The organism is Bradyrhizobium sp. SZCCHNS3016, assembly GCF_032484535.1.
Taxonomy (GTDB): Bacteria; Pseudomonadota; Alphaproteobacteria; order Rhizobiales; family Xanthobacteraceae; genus Bradyrhizobium.
Genome location: NZ_JAUETE010000006.1, coordinates 43,844 through 59,080, shown reverse-complemented (window position 1 = coordinate 59,080; position 15,237 = coordinate 43,844). Strand labels below are relative to the sequence as shown.

At 63.8% G+C, this 15,237-nt stretch carries 15 protein-coding genes and 1 pseudogene; 13 read left to right on the top strand and 3 right to left on the bottom strand.

Annotation, left to right across the window (positions count from 1 at the left end; all coding sequences use genetic code 11):
* The first annotated feature begins 10 nt into the window (after positions 1–10).
* From QW881_RS13575 to QW881_RS13540, 8 genes are all read left to right on the top strand, one after another.
* Positions 11–1,114, top strand: coding sequence for an LLM class flavin-dependent oxidoreductase (locus tag QW881_RS13575; RefSeq protein WP_315757866.1), 1,104 nt, complete (start codon positions 11–13; stop codon positions 1,112–1,114).
* Positions 1,111–2,052, top strand: a complete 942-nt coding sequence (locus tag QW881_RS13570; protein ID WP_315757865.1) for an ABC transporter substrate-binding protein — start codon at positions 1,111–1,113, stop codon at positions 2,050–2,052. Before QW881_RS13575 ends, QW881_RS13570 begins: the two co-directional genes overlap by 4 nt.
* Before the next feature lie 964 nt (positions 2,053–3,016).
* Positions 3,017–3,373 carry a hypothetical protein gene (locus QW881_RS13565; RefSeq protein WP_315757864.1) on the top strand — a complete coding sequence of 119 codons (357 nt, stop codon included), beginning with the start codon at positions 3,017–3,019 and terminating at the stop codon, positions 3,371–3,373.
* A 181-nt stretch (positions 3,374–3,554) separates the two neighbouring features.
* Entirely contained in the window at positions 3,555–3,797 is a 243-nt protein-coding gene (locus QW881_RS13560) for a type II toxin-antitoxin system Phd/YefM family antitoxin (protein ID WP_315757863.1), read from the top strand.
* Positions 3,798–3,800: 3 nt separating this feature from the next.
* Positions 3,801–4,232, top strand: coding sequence for a type II toxin-antitoxin system VapC family toxin (locus tag QW881_RS13555; protein WP_315757862.1), 432 nt, complete (start codon positions 3,801–3,803; stop codon positions 4,230–4,232).
* Positions 4,233–4,391: 159 nt separating this feature from the next.
* Positions 4,392–4,847, top strand: a complete 456-nt coding sequence (locus QW881_RS13550; protein WP_315757860.1) for an RbsD/FucU family protein — start codon at positions 4,392–4,394, stop codon at positions 4,845–4,847.
* A 230-nt stretch (positions 4,848–5,077) separates the two neighbouring features.
* Positions 5,078–5,332 (top strand): type II toxin-antitoxin system ParD family antitoxin, encoded by a 255-nt coding sequence (locus QW881_RS13545; protein ID WP_315757859.1) that lies wholly within the window; start codon positions 5,078–5,080, stop codon positions 5,330–5,332.
* A 24-nt stretch (positions 5,333–5,356) separates the two neighbouring features.
* Positions 5,357–5,608: a type II toxin-antitoxin system RelE/ParE family toxin gene (locus QW881_RS13540; RefSeq protein ID WP_315757858.1), complete on the top strand. Its 252-nt coding sequence runs from the start codon at positions 5,357–5,359 to the stop codon at positions 5,606–5,608.
* Between the two features lie 327 nt (positions 5,609–5,935).
* Here QW881_RS13540 and QW881_RS13535 read toward each other — a convergent pair whose 3' ends face one another.
* Positions 5,936–8,164, bottom strand: coding sequence for a right-handed parallel beta-helix repeat-containing protein (locus QW881_RS13535; protein ID WP_315757857.1), 2,229 nt, complete (start codon positions 8,162–8,164; stop codon positions 5,936–5,938).
* Between the two features lie 713 nt (positions 8,165–8,877).
* On the opposite strand from QW881_RS13535, the pseudogene QW881_RS13530 reads away from it, so the two are divergent.
* Positions 8,878–9,201: pseudogene (locus QW881_RS13530) on the top strand (hypothetical protein).
* A gap of 277 nt (positions 9,202–9,478) precedes the next feature.
* Here the strand turns inward: QW881_RS13530 and QW881_RS13525 are convergent.
* Positions 9,479–9,856, bottom strand: coding sequence for a hypothetical protein (locus QW881_RS13525; RefSeq protein ID WP_315739270.1), 378 nt, complete (start codon positions 9,854–9,856; stop codon positions 9,479–9,481).
* Positions 9,857–10,907: 1,051 nt separating this feature from the next.
* A complete protein-coding gene (locus QW881_RS13520) occupies positions 10,908–12,113 on the bottom strand; it encodes a M20/M25/M40 family metallo-hydrolase (protein WP_315757856.1) in 1,206 nt (401 codons plus the stop codon).
* Positions 12,114–12,342: 229 nt separating this feature from the next.
* Here QW881_RS13520 and QW881_RS13515 point away from each other — a divergent pair, with 229 nt between their 5' ends.
* The 4 genes from QW881_RS13515 to QW881_RS13500 all read left to right on the top strand — a co-directional run bounded on the left by QW881_RS13515 (position 12,343) and on the right by QW881_RS13500 (position 15,233).
* Positions 12,343–12,909, top strand: coding sequence for a cytochrome b (locus tag QW881_RS13515; protein WP_315757855.1), 567 nt, complete (start codon positions 12,343–12,345; stop codon positions 12,907–12,909).
* A 139-nt stretch (positions 12,910–13,048) separates the two neighbouring features.
* Positions 13,049–13,453: an OsmC family protein gene (locus tag QW881_RS13510; protein ID WP_315757962.1), complete on the top strand. Its 405-nt coding sequence runs from the start codon at positions 13,049–13,051 to the stop codon at positions 13,451–13,453.
* A complete protein-coding gene (locus tag QW881_RS13505) occupies positions 13,450–14,151 on the top strand; it encodes a VIT family protein (RefSeq protein WP_315757854.1) in 702 nt (233 codons plus the stop codon). The genes QW881_RS13510 and QW881_RS13505 overlap by 4 nt, the downstream gene beginning before the upstream one ends.
* A gap of 254 nt (positions 14,152–14,405) precedes the next feature.
* A complete protein-coding gene (locus tag QW881_RS13500; RefSeq protein ID WP_315757853.1) occupies positions 14,406–15,233 on the top strand; it encodes an HlyD family efflux transporter periplasmic adaptor subunit in 828 nt (275 codons plus the stop codon).
* Positions 15,234–15,237 lie beyond the last annotated feature (4 nt).

The following is a 15,237-nucleotide window of genomic DNA, read 5'->3' as shown; positions in this document are numbered from 1 at the left end:
GAGAGGACACATGTCCGAGATCGAATTCATCGGCTTCATTTCCAACAACAACTCGTCCGAGACCATCGTACGCAAGGGACCGGTGCTCGACCCCGTCCACATCGAGACGGTGGCGAAGGCGCATGAGAATGCCGGCTTCGACCGCGCGCTGCTTGCGTTCCACTCGACCTCGCCGGACAGCCTGCAGGTCGCGCAGCATGTGCTCGGCGTCACTGAGAGGCTCAACGTGCTGATCGCGCAGCGGCCGGGGTTCACGTCACCCACCCTGCTGGCGCGGCAGTTCGCGGTGCTCGACCAGTTCTCCAGGGGCCGCGTCGCGCTGCACGTGATCACCGGCGGCAACGCCACCGAGCTGCGCCAGGACGGCAACACACTGGATGACAAGGAAGAGCGCTATGCCCGAACCAGCGAATTCCTCGACATCGTCCGCGCCGAATGGACCAGCGAGAAGCCGTTCAGCTATGCTGGCAAGTACTACCAAGTCGAGAACGCGTTCGCGCAGGTGAAGCCGTATCGCAAGGAGGGCATCCGGATCTATTTCGGCGGCGCCTCCGATGCCGCGATCGACGTTGCGGGCCGGCATGCCGACACCTATGCGCTGTGGGGCGAGTCCTATGCGCAGGTGCGCGAGCAGGTCGCCCGCGTCAGCGCGGCGGCCGCCAGGCACGGCCGTCCGGCACCGCGGTTCTCGCTCTCGGTGCGGCCGATCCTCGCCGAGACCGAGGAGAAGGCCTGGGCCAAGGCGCAGGAGATTTTGGAGCGCGCCACCGCGCTGCAGGACCAGACCGGCTACCGCAAGCCGGCCGATGGTCATGCCACTGATGGCGCCAAGCGGCTGCTGGCGATCGCCGAGCAGGGCAAGCGCGTCGACAAGCGGCTGTGGACCGAGATCGCCAAGCTTACAGGCGCCAACAGCAACACCACCGCGCTGGTCGGCACGCCGGAGCAGGTCGCCGACGTATTCGGCGACTACTACGATCTCGGCATCAGCCATTTCCTGATCCGTGGCTTCGATCCGTTGATCGATGCCATCGAGTACGGCCGCGAGCTGATCCCCGCGACGCGCGAGCTGATCGCGCGGCGGCAGGGCGCGAAGGGAGTGGCCGCGGAATGAAGCGCGTTCTGCTTGCCGCGGGTGTTCTGCTCGCGTTCACGGCTTCCGCCTTCGCGCAGGCGACCCTGCGCGTCGGCGACCAGAAGGGTAATGCGCGCGCCGTCATGGAGGCAGCGGGCGTGCTCAAGGACGTGCCCTACACCATCGAGTGGAAGGAGTTCGTCGCGGCGGCTCCCTTGCTCGAAGCGCTCAGCGCAGGCGCGATCGAGACCGGCCTCGTCGGCGACGCGCCGTTTACCTTCGCTGCCGCCTCGGGCGTGCCGGTCAAGGCGATCGCCGCCATTCGCCAGACTCAGGAGGGTCTTGCGATGCTGGTGCCCGAAAGCTCGGCCATCAAGAGCTTCGACGACCTCAAGGGCAAGAAGATCGCGACCGGCCGCGGCTCGATCGGTCACCAACTGATCCTCGCCGCGCTGGAATCGCGTGGCTGGACCACCGGCGACATCCAGCTCGTATTCCTGCCGCCCTCCGATGCCAAGGTCGCCTATACGCAGGGCTCGGTCGATGCGTGGTCGACCTGGGAGCCGTATGTGAGCCAGGAGGAGGTGCTGTTCAAGTCGCGCCGCATCATCACCGGCGAAGGACTGACGCCCGGCCTGAGCTTCCAGGTCGCGACCCCCACCGCCATCAGGGACAAGCGCGCGGCGCTGGAGGACTTCGTCCAACGGCTTGCGGCGGCGCGTGCGTGGTCGCTCGGCAATGTCGAGAGCTATGCCGAGACCTGGGGCCGGCTGATGAACATTCCGTCCTCCGTACCACTGAACTGGCTCAAGCGTGCGAAGGTGCGCATCGTGCCGGTCGACGATGCCGTCGTCGCCGACGAGCAGAAGACGATCGACCTCTACACGCGCACCGGCCTGATCAAGGAGCGGCTCGACGCGGTGGCAATCCTCGACCGTTCGTTCACTGCGGCGATCGCGAAGGGGGCGGGGCTTTGAGCTGTCAGCGCGTCACGTGATCTCACCGAACACACGTGACTCTCGGCGGCGTCGGCCGCTGAAAACCATAGCACCCTTCAGCGGTGATCCCACCGTCAGCCTCCACGCTATCAGGCTGACCTTCCTGTAACCGTCCCGGCCCGCGCCGGTGAACTTGGTGCCACACCAGCTACACCACGTCACGCGGCACGATCGCGGCGCCTCCGCGAATCCGGGGGAAAAGGAGCCCGCTCCGATCCTCGAATGTGCTTCCGCTCTCAGCCTCTTCGCTGCGTTTGACTGGCGGGCGTCTTGCTTGCAAGTGTGCTTCAGGATCGCCGAGACGTAGTTGCGGCGCGAATCTCAGTTGCGCTGCCAACCGACCAGGACATGAGGCTGACCATCGTCTGGCGATTTTCCATCGCCGTCCTGGCGATAGCAGGCGATGGATGATGAAGGGCGCTCGGCGCGCCCGGCTTGTCTGAGCGATCAAGTGTGCCAGAGGTTGCTGTGATTGAGCGAGAAGCCGCAGCGTAGCTGATCGCTGCATTCGCCGGCGATGACGCGCGAGTGCCTATGAGTACGGCAGGTTCCTGTGAGCGAACATAATATATAAGGTCGCATCGCGATCTGAGGTATTAATACCTTCTAGTAGGTGGGTTGTGAATTGGGCGTCGTTGACCTCTCTGATTGGGCTTCATGGCTTCAGTGTGTGACGACGAGGCGCTCCAGCACCGGACGGATGACGACGCCGAACATCCAGCCGCCCGCGGTCTTCTATTCATGGCAATCGGGCCTTCCGTTGAGGGGAAATCGCGGCTTCATCGGCGATGCGCTCGAACGAGCTATTTGATCTGTCCCGCTGACCAAGGTCGATGCCTCACGGCTGCAAACCATCTCTTGGATCGTCCAGTCATTGGCCGTACGTTGGTGGGCGGTGACGGAATAATGCCCAAAGCAAACACCATGGAGAACAGTTGGTCTGATGGATGAAGACGACCCGAGCGATCAAATCTCCCGGATCGAGGCGAGGATCGAAGAGCTTGCCGAGATGGCCGAGCGGTGTCGAAAGATCATCCTGGCCTCGAGGGTCGTGATCTATGTCGGTGCAGGATTGCTGCTCGGCGCGGTGCTGGGCCTGCTGGGATCCAATGCGGTCGTCGCCCTCGGGGCGATTGCTGCGGTGCTGGGCGGCATCGTGTCGCTCGGATCGAACGTCAGCACATTGCGACAGACCATGGCGGCAATGGCCGCCGCCGAGAGGTTTCGCGCCGACCTGATCGGCAGGATCGATCTTCGTCTGGTTGGTGACGCGCGCCGAAGCGGATGGCAGCCTCGGTGACTCGCGCCGCCGGGTGTTGCACTCCGAGCGATCCGTTTGCGGGGGGCGGTGACGGTGCGCGAACTGACTGCACCGGATCAACGCGACCTGTCGAGCAAAGCGGGTTCAGGTAGGCTGTATGGCCTTGCCGTTCGCAGCCCGGGCTGCTATATATGACTACTGTAGTCACGGTAGGCCGGGCATGCGCGAGATCCAGCTTCGGGATGCAAAAGCCAACCTGTCCGCCGTGGTCGATGAGGCCATGGACGGCAAGCCGTCGGTCATTACGCGACATGGCAAGCGGCAGGCGGTCGTCTTGAGCTACGAGGAATGGGAACGGCTGTCCAACGTCCCGTCGTTTGGTCGCCTGCTGATGTCCGCGCCGTTGGCGCCGGATGATCTGCCTGAACGGAACGCTTCGCTGGCCCGGTCCGTCGAGCTCTGAGCCTTGTATCTCGTCGACACCAACGTCATCTCGGCGGCATCTCCGGGACGACCCGTGCCTCCGGCGCTCGCCGCCTGGATGGAGGCGCAGTCGGCCTCACTGTTCATGTCGGTTGTGACGGTGGCCGAGATCGAGGACGGGATCGCAAAGCTGCGACGGGAGGGAGCAACGCGCAAGAGTGCTGATCTCGCCGAGTGGCTCGAGACGGTCATGCATCTGTACGGTGAGCGCATTCTGTCGTTCGACATGCGGGCAGCGCGGATCGCGGGCCGATTGTCGGATCGGGCGAGGGGGCTTGGACAGGCGCCGGGCTTCGCCGACATCATCATCGCAGCGACCGCGCGCCGGCATCAATTGACGATCCTGTCGCGCAACCTCGGACATTTCGAGCCGCTGGATGTCCCCGTGCTGGATCCATTTGCGGACTTGCCGTGAACGGCGCGGTCCGGGTTCTGATCGGCAAGTAGCGCGGATTCGGCCTCGCGCGATGCCAATCAGCTCAGCCAATCAGCTCAATTGACGTGAGAGGATGGTTTCGCCGGCGCCCGACCTATCCTACGATAGCAATGAAAAAGAAGATGCAGGGAGTAAACCATGCTCAAGGGGATCGATCCGCTGCTCAATGCCGACGTGCTCTATGCTGTCAGGGCGATGGGGCATGGCGACCGTCTCGTGATCTGCGACAGCAATTTTCCGGCCGATGCGATCGCGCGGCAGACGGTGTTCGGCGAGCTCCTGCGCATCGACAATGTCAGCGCGGCGCGCGCGGTCCAGGCGGTGCTGTCGGTGCTGCCGCTCGACACCTTCATCGACGATGCCGCGGTCAGGATGGAGGTCGTCGGCGAGCCCGAGGTGGTGCCGCCGGTGCAGCAGGAGGTTCAGGCTGTGATCGACCGCGCCGAAGGCAGGTCCTGGCCGCTGGTCGGCGTCGAGCGGCACGCGTTCTATGAAAAAGCCAAGACCGCCTATTGCGTGATCGCGACCGGCGAGCGCCGGTTCTACGGTTGCTTCCTGTTCAGCAAGGGCGTGATCGCGCCGGACGCGCAGTGAGCATACTCCTGGCCGCGCTCACATGGGTGATGCGCGTCGTGTTCTCGTCGCGTAGCCAGGGCGAGCGCCCGCCGATGCCAAACGGTCGTCGGCGGGAGCGGCCCCGGGGGGAGGCCGGCCCTGCATGTCGCTACGCTCGTGGCGGGCTACGGACCGGTCACGGAGGCGGGAGCTGTTGGCTTGCGGTAGCAAATGGTGGCAATTTATGCTCCCCGGTCTTGGAGCATCCGATGGCATCTGTCGAAAAAGTCAGCGTTGCGCTGACGAGCGAGCAGGTCTCAGCCCTCAAGACATCGGTCGAGTCGGGCGAATATGCCACCACCAGCGAGATCGTCCGCGAGGCGGTGCGCGACTGGCAGCTGAAGCGTGAGCTGTGCCGGGAGGACGTCAGGCACCTGCGGCAGGCCTGGGACGAAGGCATCGCCAGCGGATCTGCTGGCAAGGTCGATATGAAGCAGCTGCGCACGGACGCCCGCGACGGCTGAAGGGAGCGAAGCAAGCCTCCCACAATGCCGATTGAGCTGGTCTGGTCCAACCAGGCCTGGGCCGATCTGCTCGACGTCTACCTGCTGATCGGGGTCGATCAGCCAGCCGCCGCTGAGCGTCATCTCGACCGAATCGAAGCGAAATTCGAACTGCTGAGATCGCAACCGCGGATGGGCGCCCGCCGTTCCGATCCGCCCGTCCATGCGTATGCTGGTCGAGGCGCCTTACCTGCTGCTTTACCGAACCGTCCCCGACACGGACGAAGGTCCGGCTGACTCCGTTGAAATCATCCGCGTCATCGACGGCGACGACGTCCGACCGACGGCAAATCCGCCCTCATGGCTTTGCGGGTTCGAGTCCTGCATCACCCATCATCCGGCCGCGGCCGGCCCCATGACGTCTGGGCGATGGGCCAAACATAGCCGCCGCCTGAAGGCTCAGCCAGCGCTGTGGTGTCGGCTTTTCGATCGATGTTGATATGGCCGTAGAAGGGCACTGGCGAGTATCGAGCAGATATTGACGGTCTGCGCGCCATCGCAGTCGCCGTCGTCGTCTTGCTTCATCTCAGGGTGAGTGGCTTCAGTGGCGCGGCGTTGCCGCCTCTATTTGCTCTCGGATGGCGTCCGGCTGTAGACCGTCTTGGCCGGATAGGTCGAGTTCGTGATCGTCAGCGTACTACCATCGAGATTATAGATGCTGGCGCCGTCGCGCGCCTTGTTCTTGACGAATGCCGACTTGCTGACGCCGACGACTGTCGCTTCCAATTGCGAGGCCCGGCTGATCTCATAGATGGCGCCGCCCTGATGGCGCGCGCTATTGGCCGTAAACCGGGCTTGCTCATAGCTCACATGCGAGCCGTAATCCTCGTAGGTTGCGCCGCCATCCTGCGATGCCCGATTGCCGGTGAACGAGCACTTCTGACATGTGACGACGACGCCCTCGCGGTTGACGTTGGCGCCGCCATAGACGGCCCGATTGCCTTCAAAGACGGTATCGGAGATCGTGAGATTGGCCTTGCCGTAGGCATAAATCGCTCCGCCTTCGAGTGCTTCGTTGTGCTCGAAGCGGCAATTGTGCAGCGTCATCTTGAATCCGATCGCGGCCTCGCGCGGCAGAAATCTCTTGCCGGCATGATAGGCAAGCAACCCGCCGCCCTTGCCGTTGTAAGTCCGGCCGACCGCGCGACCGTCACGCAGCGTCAATCCGTCGAGCAGCGCGTCATCGGCACCATAGAGGACGTGCGCATATCGATAGCCGCCTTTGGCGGCCCTCGCGCTCAGAATTGTCCGCGCGCCGGCGGCGCGACGCTGCTCTAAGGCAGTTTCAGTGCCGGCAAACCCGCCGTACAGCTTCACGCCGTCGTAGAGAATGAAGGCCGCGATACGGCCGTCCTTCTTGGCAGGCCTGTACGTGCCGGCCTTGATCCAAACCGCCGCCTTCGAGGCCGAGGCGAGGTCGATGGCCGCCTGTAAGTCGGAGAACCCGGTTGCCCAGGAAAGTCCGTCCTGTGCCTTGGCCGGGTTGTCCGGGACGACATAGATGACCGGCGCGGATACGGCCTTGGCGCTGACCGCTGGCCGGATGTACTCGCCCTGATATTCGACCGCGCCGCTGTTCTTCACGTAAATCTGGACGAGTTTCTCGACCAAGCCGTTCTTCAGCAGGAGCGCGCCGTCTAAGCCGGGCTGGTAACCGCGCGCATAAGCGGGCGCGGATTTAAGGGCAACGGGTTCCAACTCCCCCTTGAGGTTGCTGATGGGGATGAAGTCGGCCAGCGGCAGCGTGCTTCCCGCAGGAGCGAGCGAGCCGACCTCCGACACAATGTCCTCATGCCAATTATAGACCTTACCGACAACGCTGCGGATGAGGATCGGATTGCTGTTCGCACCTGTCCCCTGATAAAGGTCCGGGCCCAACGCGCTGCTGGCCTTGTTGCCCACGATTGTCACGTTGACGAGCAGTGGTGCCGAGCCGCCGTCGTTGCCGACGCCGCCAGCGCTCACGGCCGAGTTGCCTGTGAACAGCGTGTTGAAGACAAGCGGCGACGCGGCAAAGTCGTTGTAAAGGCCACCGCCTTTGTCGTTGCTGCGGTTGCCGATGAAGCGGCAGTTGATGAAGCGCGGCATAGCGCCGAGATCGTTGCTTACGCCGCCGCCGCGCAGCTCGGCTACATTGTCGATGAAATCGACATTGATGAAGGCGGCCTGGTCCGCGCCCGCCTTGTGCACATTGTAAACGGCGCCGCCCTTGGGCGAGTAGTTGTTCTTGAAGACGACGTTGCGCACAATGGGGCTGGTCATGAAGTTTCTCATGCCGCCGCCAACGATCATGTCGTTCTTGAGAATGTCGGCCGGCACGAGATGCATGCGGGGCTTGTCCGTCCCGTAAGAATCCGAGACCGTGAAGCCATCCAGAATGGCTCGGTTAGCGCCCATAATAATGGTCTTTGTGTTTTTCGTCTTGTCGCCCTTGCCGATATTGCCGCTGAGTATGGTTACATTCCTTCGAAAATCCCTTTGCTGCCGCGCCGTTTCGTTGCCTGAGAAGCCCCCATAGACGGCGATGTCCTCCTTGAGGACAAATGACTTGGTCTGATCGGTCGCATCGGGATAATACGTGCCACGCGCCACCCAGATTTCGTCGTTCTTAGAGGCCGCTGATAGTGCATCCTGCAGGGATTGGAACGGGGCATTCCAGGCGTGCCCGTCCCCCGCACTCTTACTTGCCTGATTCACGTACCAAGTTTTTCCGGAATCGGCTTGCGAGACGCCCGAAGCTAAGGTGACGATTGCAGCCGCAAAAAGTGCCGTGAAAAGGTGCTTCATCTTCATTCCCAATCGGGGATTGATCCGCGGCGCGTCGGCTGGCTCAGTAGGCGTTCCAGCGAGCAGGGGTCTCTATCGAGCAGAGCGCAGTTCTATGGTGGGTCACAATGTACAGCATGCCCTCGACGTCGATCGTTTGTGTTGATCTGAGTCAATCCGGCGCGAGTTCGGGGCCTTCGCTGCGATTTGGCTCTTTCTGACCTCTATGGGTTGGCTCGCCAGCCTGCGTTGCCATCAGCAGCGAACGGTTCTCGTTGTGGTGAATATGAAGCGGTACGCTGTCGCCAAATATCCGCGGTAAGGCATCTCAAAAATGCCGAGAACATCGCCGGGCTGTTAGCAGGTCCGCTTACGCAAATGATGGTCAAAGCCATGATGTGCTTGTCCTCCGCTCGACTCAGGGTAGACCGTAGCAGAAATGCGGCGCGGCGAGATTGCGGGTGACAGTGCACTAAGTCGTGCTGGGCCATCCGATGAAGTTGTTTCGTTCGATGGCCGATATTCGTCGTCTGTTCGATGAACGATGACCAGCTTGCTCTCGGTGCGTTCGCGCCAGCGATTGCGGGATTGCGCTGACAGTGCACTTGACTATCTCGCTGACCAAGGTCGATGCCTCACGGCTGCAAACCATCTCTTGGATTGTCCAGTCATTGGCCGTACGTTGGCTGGCGGAGAGGGAATAGTGCTCAAAGCAAACACCATGGAGAACAGCTGGTCTGATGAACGAGGACGACCCGAGCGATCAAATCTCCCGGATCGAGGCGCTTGCCGAGATGGCCGAGCGGTGTCGAAAGATCATCCTAGCCTCGAGGGTCGTGATCTATGTCGGCGCAGGATTGCTGCTCGGCGCGGTGCTGGGCCTGCTGGGATCCAATGCGGTCGTCGCCCTCGGGGCGATTGCCGCGGTGCTGGGCGGCATCGTGTCGCTCGGATCGAACGTCAGCACACTGCGATAGACCATGGCGGCAATGGCCGCTGCCGGGAGGTTGCGCGCGGACGTGATCGGCAGGATCGATCTTCGCCTGGTGGGTGACGCGCGCTGAAGCGGATGGCAGCTTCGGTCGCTCGCGCCGCTGGATGTCGCCCTTCGAGCGATCCGTTTGCGGGGGGTGACAGCGCGCGAAACTGACTTCGCCGGCTCTACGCGACGAGGCTCAACGGGCTTCGGGGAAGCGACGCCGGGGAGAGACCTGTCCCGCATGTCGCTGCGCTCATGGCGGGCTACGGGACTGGTCACGGGGGCAGAGAAGGGAGTCCAGCGCCGGGCGAGCGCCGCGAGACCTCGCCCGGTGCCACGCCGAGGTTTCAATCAGAAGCGGCTCAGCGGCAATTCCAGGTCGTTCCTTGCGCGCAAACCGCGTTCGGGCTGTCACCACCATAGATCTGATAGGGGTATTCGCCTTTGCGGTAATAGCCATAGGCGTGGGGGTTCACTCCGTAGTAGGCGGGCGCCTCGTAATACGCCGGGCCGCCGTAGACCGGACCATCATAGTAATCATAGGCGTCGCGGCTTGCGGCGATCGCAAGACCGGTGCCGATGGCACCCGCCGCAAGCGCCGCGCCGACCGCAGCGCCGCCGCCGCCGTGCCAGCGCCCATTTCGCGCGTCGGCACTGGTCGGGGCCAGGGCGCCGATCGCGAGTACAGTCAATGAAGCAATTGCGGCCGTGCGGCCGAGCAGAGCTGTTTTGGTCGACATATCAGGCCTCCAGTGAAGTGCGCCGTGATCGGCGGATGTCTCCGGTGTCCGGCTCTGCTAAGAACGGTTGACGAATGTCAGAGCCGAACAAGGCCGGCAAACGGATGATCGATTGCGGTTCTTGATCCGACCTCGCTCGAGGAGCTGGCGACAGTCCAAAGCGAATGTCAGGTCCACCACACTAGAACCGCTGCTGCGCTTCGGAGTTCCGGCCCCGCCCGAACTTCCATGCGATCGGACCGGTGCCGCTGGGCACGCGGAGGAGGGGAATGGCTCATGCTTTGCCGACCCGGCAGCCCGGAGCCAACTCATCACCGTGACGGTGCATTCCAACAACTGAAGACGTTTGAAGGGCGTCGATGATGCTGGCCGCTATGACCCGATGAGCTCACGCCATCCCGAGTTGCACGACGGGCAATCTCTGCATGCGCGCATGCGCCAACTGCCCGTCGAGCCAGTTTGTCGCGGACTCATCACTTGCTACGTCGGGCAAATCACCTCCACATTTCCGGGCATCCCGGCTCGCTGAAGAGGGACGTTTCGCGATCGTCACGAGCGTCGAGCTGGGGAGGCGATGGGCGCGTTGCTCCGCAGCCGGGTGTCAAAGTCCGCGCCGACGAACGGAGCGAGGCGACGGCGAAATGGTGTGGTCCTGGCATCGCGGTGCTGATGCCAAGCCGGCGGTGATGATGATCCGCTGGCGACGGGGGCAAGACAGCCGATCCCCGGGGAGAGCGCCTATAACCCGTTCAAACCGTCGCGCAGGGAAGGCCGGATATTGGGCTGAACCTGTGGTTCTGCCGCGTGCTTTCTGCTGCACGCGGACCGCGGGTATCAGCCGATACCCGGTCTTCCCTGCGCCTCTTCTTCGAGGAGAAGAGGACCAAAGGACGCAAAGCCCGGGTGCAATCCGCCGCGGGAGCGCGACGTCATGGCCTCGCTGTCCGACCTGTTCGGAACATGCGCGTTTGCAGGCGAGCCCGTCATCGCGACGTTGCGCGGGAGCAGGGAGGTTGCAGCCATTCCGCCTGCGTGTCCGGACGGCGTCGTCTCACCCCATCGTCGCCAGCCGCACCGCCAGCGCACACGCCTGATCATATTCGTCCAGGTTGATCCATTCGTCAATCGTGTGCGGCTCGTTCTGGCCGGTGCCGAAGGTCACGGTGGGGATGCCGTGGCGGACCATCCAGTTGGCGTCGAGGCCGCCATTGCCGGCGCGCAACGTCGGCGTGGCGCCGATGTCGGAGACGGCGGCCGTGGCGCGCTTGACGACGGGAAGGGTCTCCTTCATCCGGAACGGATGATAGTCGGTCTCGGCCTTGAACTTGACGCGGCCGGATTTGCCGTCGCTGTTGGTGACGCGCTTGGCGGCGGTCTCGAAAGCGGTCCTGTAGGCCTTGGTGATCTCGCGGATGAACTTGGCATCGTGGCTGCGGCATTCGCCGCGGACATGGATGTAGTCGGTGACGACGTTGGTGGCGTCGCCCGCGGGGCGGCCTTCGCCGCCGGTGACCGGACCGACATTGCTGGTGCCCTGCTTGGCGTCCTTGCCCTTGCCCTTCACCACCTTGCCGAACCAGCCGCCGGCTTTGACCTCGGCGAGCGCGAGCGCCAGGATCATGGTGGCGCTGATGCCGCGTTCCGGCGCGACGCCGGCATGCGAGGCGCGGCCGAAGATCTCGACCTCCCAGCGGTCGGCACCGACAGCGCCGATCGTGACGGCGGAGGCGGAGCTGCCGTCGAAGTTGAACGCCATCTCGGGCGCGCCGAGGTCGTCGGTGTTGACGTGCCGCGCGCCGTAGAGCCCGCTCTCCTCGCGCACGCAGAACAGCAGCGTGATCGGCGGATGGTCGAGCTTCTGCCGGATCAGCTCGGCCGCGAGCGTGACGAGAATGCCGCACCCGCAGCGATTGTCGCCGCCGAGCGCGGTCTTGGCCTGGTTGACGATCTTGCGACCGGAGATCTTCGGCTGCGCGCCGGCGCACAGTGGCACCGTGTCCATATGGGTCATGAACATGATCCGCGGCTGATTGTGCTGGCTGCCGCGGCCGGGCAGCTCGACGATCAGGTTGCCGGTCTCGGTCGGCAGCGGAATGCGCGTATTGGCATCGTCGAGCCGCATCGCCTTGGCCGGCACGCCGGCCTGCTTCAGCGCCGCCATGATCTCGCGTCCGATCGCCTTCTCCTGTCCGGTCACGCCCGGGACGGCCAGAAAACGCATCAGACGATCGGTGGCGGCGGCGGTGTCGACGGACATGAAGCGATTCCCATGATGAACGATGTGCCCGGAGCATCCGGCCCGGCGCTCCGTTGCGCAAGGGGGGCACCGGTGGTTTCGCCGCCTGACGGCGCCGATTTGGGCTCGGTCTGCCAGCCGGGCCGCGCCGGGCGTCTTGCCTCCGCGCGCAGCCAGCGCAAGGGATTGATCCACATCAACAAGGGACGGTCGCGGCAGGACCATATTTTGACCCGAGAGGGTTTCCGAGATGCAGCTCTTCAACTCGACGCGAACCTACGGCGCAATTCCGCAGACGTTGCATTGGCTGACGGTCGTGCTCGTGGCCGTCGCCTGGGCGCTTGGTGTCTTCGGTGACGTGCTGCCCAAGGGCGCACCGCGCGAATCCGGCCTGTTCATCCACGTGACGGCTGGGATCGCGATCCTCGCGCTTCTGGCCGTGCGCCTGGCCTGGCGGCTGGCCGATCCATCTCCGCCGCCCGAGACGACCGACTTCGCCACATGGATGGGAAAGTGGCAGGATCCGGCGGCGCGTTTCGCGCACTACGCCCTCTATGCGCTGCTCCTTGCCGTGCCTGTCGTTGGAATCGTGTTGCAGTTTGCGCGCGGTGATGCCTTGCCGCTGTTTGGCATCGCCGAGATCGCGTCGCCCTGGCCCAAGGACCGCGCGTTTGCTCACAACGTCAAGGAAGTGCACGAAATTCTCGCCCACGCCCTCGTCATCGTGGCCGCAATGCATGCGGCTGCCGCGCTGATCCATCACTGGATCTTCCGGGATCGGACGCTCCTGCGCATGCTGCCTCATTCGGACGACTAGGGGAGGCGACCGGCCTGTCGGGAATGACGGATTGCGCCCTCGCTTCAGGTGCCGTGACCGAACGGTCGCGATCCGATCGATCACTGCGCTCATGGTTCGGATTGCCAATCCCCCAGGAAACACGGCCGGAGACTCGCCAATGCTGGAGTATCGCGTCAACGCCCGACGGATCGATGCGCATGAAAGCGTCGCAGACTGCAAGGATGCGACCGTGGTGCTCGATACCGACGTCAAGGGACGGCGGGATGCATTCAACCCGGCCGAGCTTCTTCTCGCCGCGGTTGCCGCCTGCATGATCAAGGGAATCGAACGCGTGACGCCGATGCTCAAGTTCCATGTTCGGGGCGTCGAAGTGCGGCTGATCGGCGTCCGTCAGGACAGCCCGCCGATGATGGCGTCGATCGATTACGACCTGATCGTCGACACCGATGAAGATGACCGCCGGCTCGAGCTGCTTCATCAGAATGTCAGGAAGTATGGAACGATTTCCAACACCGTGGCGGCCGCGACGAGGCTGCAAGGCGTGATCAGGAGAAAGACATGAGCCGTCTTCACGTCCACCCTGAAAGCCACCTGGTGGCGCGGATCGGATGGCTCAGGGCGGCCGTTCTCGGAGCCAATGACGGCATCATTTCGACTGCAAGCCTGATCGTCGGTGTTGCTGCGGCAGCAGCGACACGAAACGACGTCCTGATCGCGGGTGTCGCGGGATTGGTCGCGGGAGCGATGTCGATGGCCGCCGGTGAATATGTCTCCGTCAGTTCGCAGTCGGATACGGAGCAGGCCGACCTTGCACGGGAGCGCAAGGAGCTGAGCGACAACCCCGCATTTGAACGCGACGAGCTTGCCGATATCTACGTCAAGCGAGGTGTGGATCAATCCCTTGCGCGGCAGGTGGCCGAGCAGTTGATGACGAAAGACGCGTTGACGGCTCATGCGCGCGACGAATTGGGGATCTCGGAGATCACCGCAGCGCGGCCCATCCAGGCCGCCGTGACCTCGGCCATGATGTTTTCGGTCGGAGCCGCCATGCCCTTGCTGATGGTCGTCGTGTCGCCCGCCAACTTGCTGGTCCCGATCGTCTCTGCGGCTTCTCTCGCCTTTCTCGCGGTGCTGGGAGCGATCGGCGCAAAGGCAGGCGGGGCCAACATTCCGCGCGCCACCTTTCGCGTGACATTCTGGGGGGCCTTCGCCCTGGGTCTCACCGCAGGCATCGGAAAGTTGTTTGGGGCCGTCGTTTGAAGAGCGGGCAAAGCTTGCGTGACGGTCAACGGCGTTACCGCCGTCTCGTGTCGAGGTTGCGGCGGTGTCGTGGTGTCGTCGACGCCGGCATTGTTTCGAGAAATTGAAGACCCAATTCGGTCCAGGCGCCATTATCAACCGGCCCGCGAGCCGCCACATCGGCGTCACGAGCATTCGATGGGCGCGACCCTCACGTCACGAGGACGCCGCCGAGGCGGCAACGCGCCCGATGCCGTGGTCGTGAGGAGCGAGCGGTGGACGGACAGCAAGCGCCGGGCGGATCCCGGCTGACGATTCTGCATGAGGAGCGTCCCCCGGCGGACCTGCGCGCCAGACCCAGGGCGTCCGTGGGACGTGCGCTGTGGTCGCTCGTCGGGCTCGGCCTGATGATCGGAATGCTCGTCGCGCTGCCATGGATGGTCGAGTACGTGACCGTCGGCCAATATCTCGTCCACACCGATGATGCCTATGTCAGGATGAACGAAGTCCCGGTCAGGTCGGCGGTGTCCGGCCTGGTCAGGGACCTGCTCGTGACCGACAATCAGGAGATTGTTGCGGGACAGGTTCTGGCGCGGATCGAGCACCGGGACGAGCGCGCCGCGACGGTCGCGCTGAACGACGTCATCGCTCCCGTCGCCGGCGTCGTGGCCGCAAGCGGTCTCCATGTCGGGGACGCCGTGACGGCAGATCGGTCGTTGATGGCGGTGGTCACGCCGGGCGAGCCCCACGTCATCGCTGCCCTCGCGGTCTCCGAGATCACCTATGTCGCGATCGGACAGGCGGTCACGATCGACGTGCCCGGTCTGCCCTCCGTCCGGCTCTATGGGCATGTCGCGGATGCCGAATTGATCGGCGCGGCGTCCGGCTCGCCAGACGGCGAAAGCCGGATTGCGCTGAAGATCAGCCTGCTGAAGGCGGCCATGCCCGCCGGATTGCGATCCGGCATGGCTGTCGGCGCGACGATCCTGACCGGCCTGACCGGGACGGAGCGGATGGTCTCGCAGATCCTGCAGAAGAGGGCGCAGAGGACCTGCCGCTGCGAGCAGGATCTCCAACCCGCGTCGGTGCAGCGGCGCATCTGACCAC

Bases quoted from the DNA above. Each gene is read 5' to 3' on its own strand.
- QW881_RS13520 (WP_315757856.1), bottom strand. From the start codon at position 12,113: ATGTCCGTCGACACCGCCGCCGCCACCGATCGTCTGATGCGTTTTCTG.
- QW881_RS13560 (WP_315757863.1), top strand. From the start codon at position 3,555: ATGCGCGAGATCCAGCTTCGGGATGCAAAAGCCAACCTGTCCGCCGTG.
- QW881_RS13510 (WP_315757962.1), top strand. From the start codon at position 13,049: ATGCTGGAGTATCGCGTCAACGCCCGACGGATCGATGCGCATGAAAGC.
- QW881_RS13550 (WP_315757860.1), top strand. From the start codon at position 4,392: ATGCTCAAGGGGATCGATCCGCTGCTCAATGCCGACGTGCTCTATGCT.
- QW881_RS13515 (WP_315757855.1), top strand. From the start codon at position 12,343: ATGCAGCTCTTCAACTCGACGCGAACCTACGGCGCAATTCCGCAGACG.
- QW881_RS13570 (WP_315757865.1), top strand. From the start codon at position 1,111: ATGAAGCGCGTTCTGCTTGCCGCGGGTGTTCTGCTCGCGTTCACGGCT.
- QW881_RS13545 (WP_315757859.1), top strand. From the start codon at position 5,078: ATGGCATCTGTCGAAAAAGTCAGCGTTGCGCTGACGAGCGAGCAGGTC.
- QW881_RS13505 (WP_315757854.1), top strand. From the start codon at position 13,450: ATGAGCCGTCTTCACGTCCACCCTGAAAGCCACCTGGTGGCGCGGATC.
- QW881_RS13535 (WP_315757857.1), bottom strand. From the start codon at position 8,164: ATGAAGATGAAGCACCTTTTCACGGCACTTTTTGCGGCTGCAATCGTC.
- QW881_RS13525 (WP_315739270.1), bottom strand. From the start codon at position 9,856: ATGTCGACCAAAACAGCTCTGCTCGGCCGCACGGCCGCAATTGCTTCA.
- QW881_RS13565 (WP_315757864.1), top strand. From the start codon at position 3,017: ATGGATGAAGACGACCCGAGCGATCAAATCTCCCGGATCGAGGCGAGG.
- QW881_RS13540 (WP_315757858.1), top strand. From the start codon at position 5,357: ATGCCGATTGAGCTGGTCTGGTCCAACCAGGCCTGGGCCGATCTGCTC.
- QW881_RS13575 (WP_315757866.1), top strand. From the start codon at position 11: ATGTCCGAGATCGAATTCATCGGCTTCATTTCCAACAACAACTCGTCC.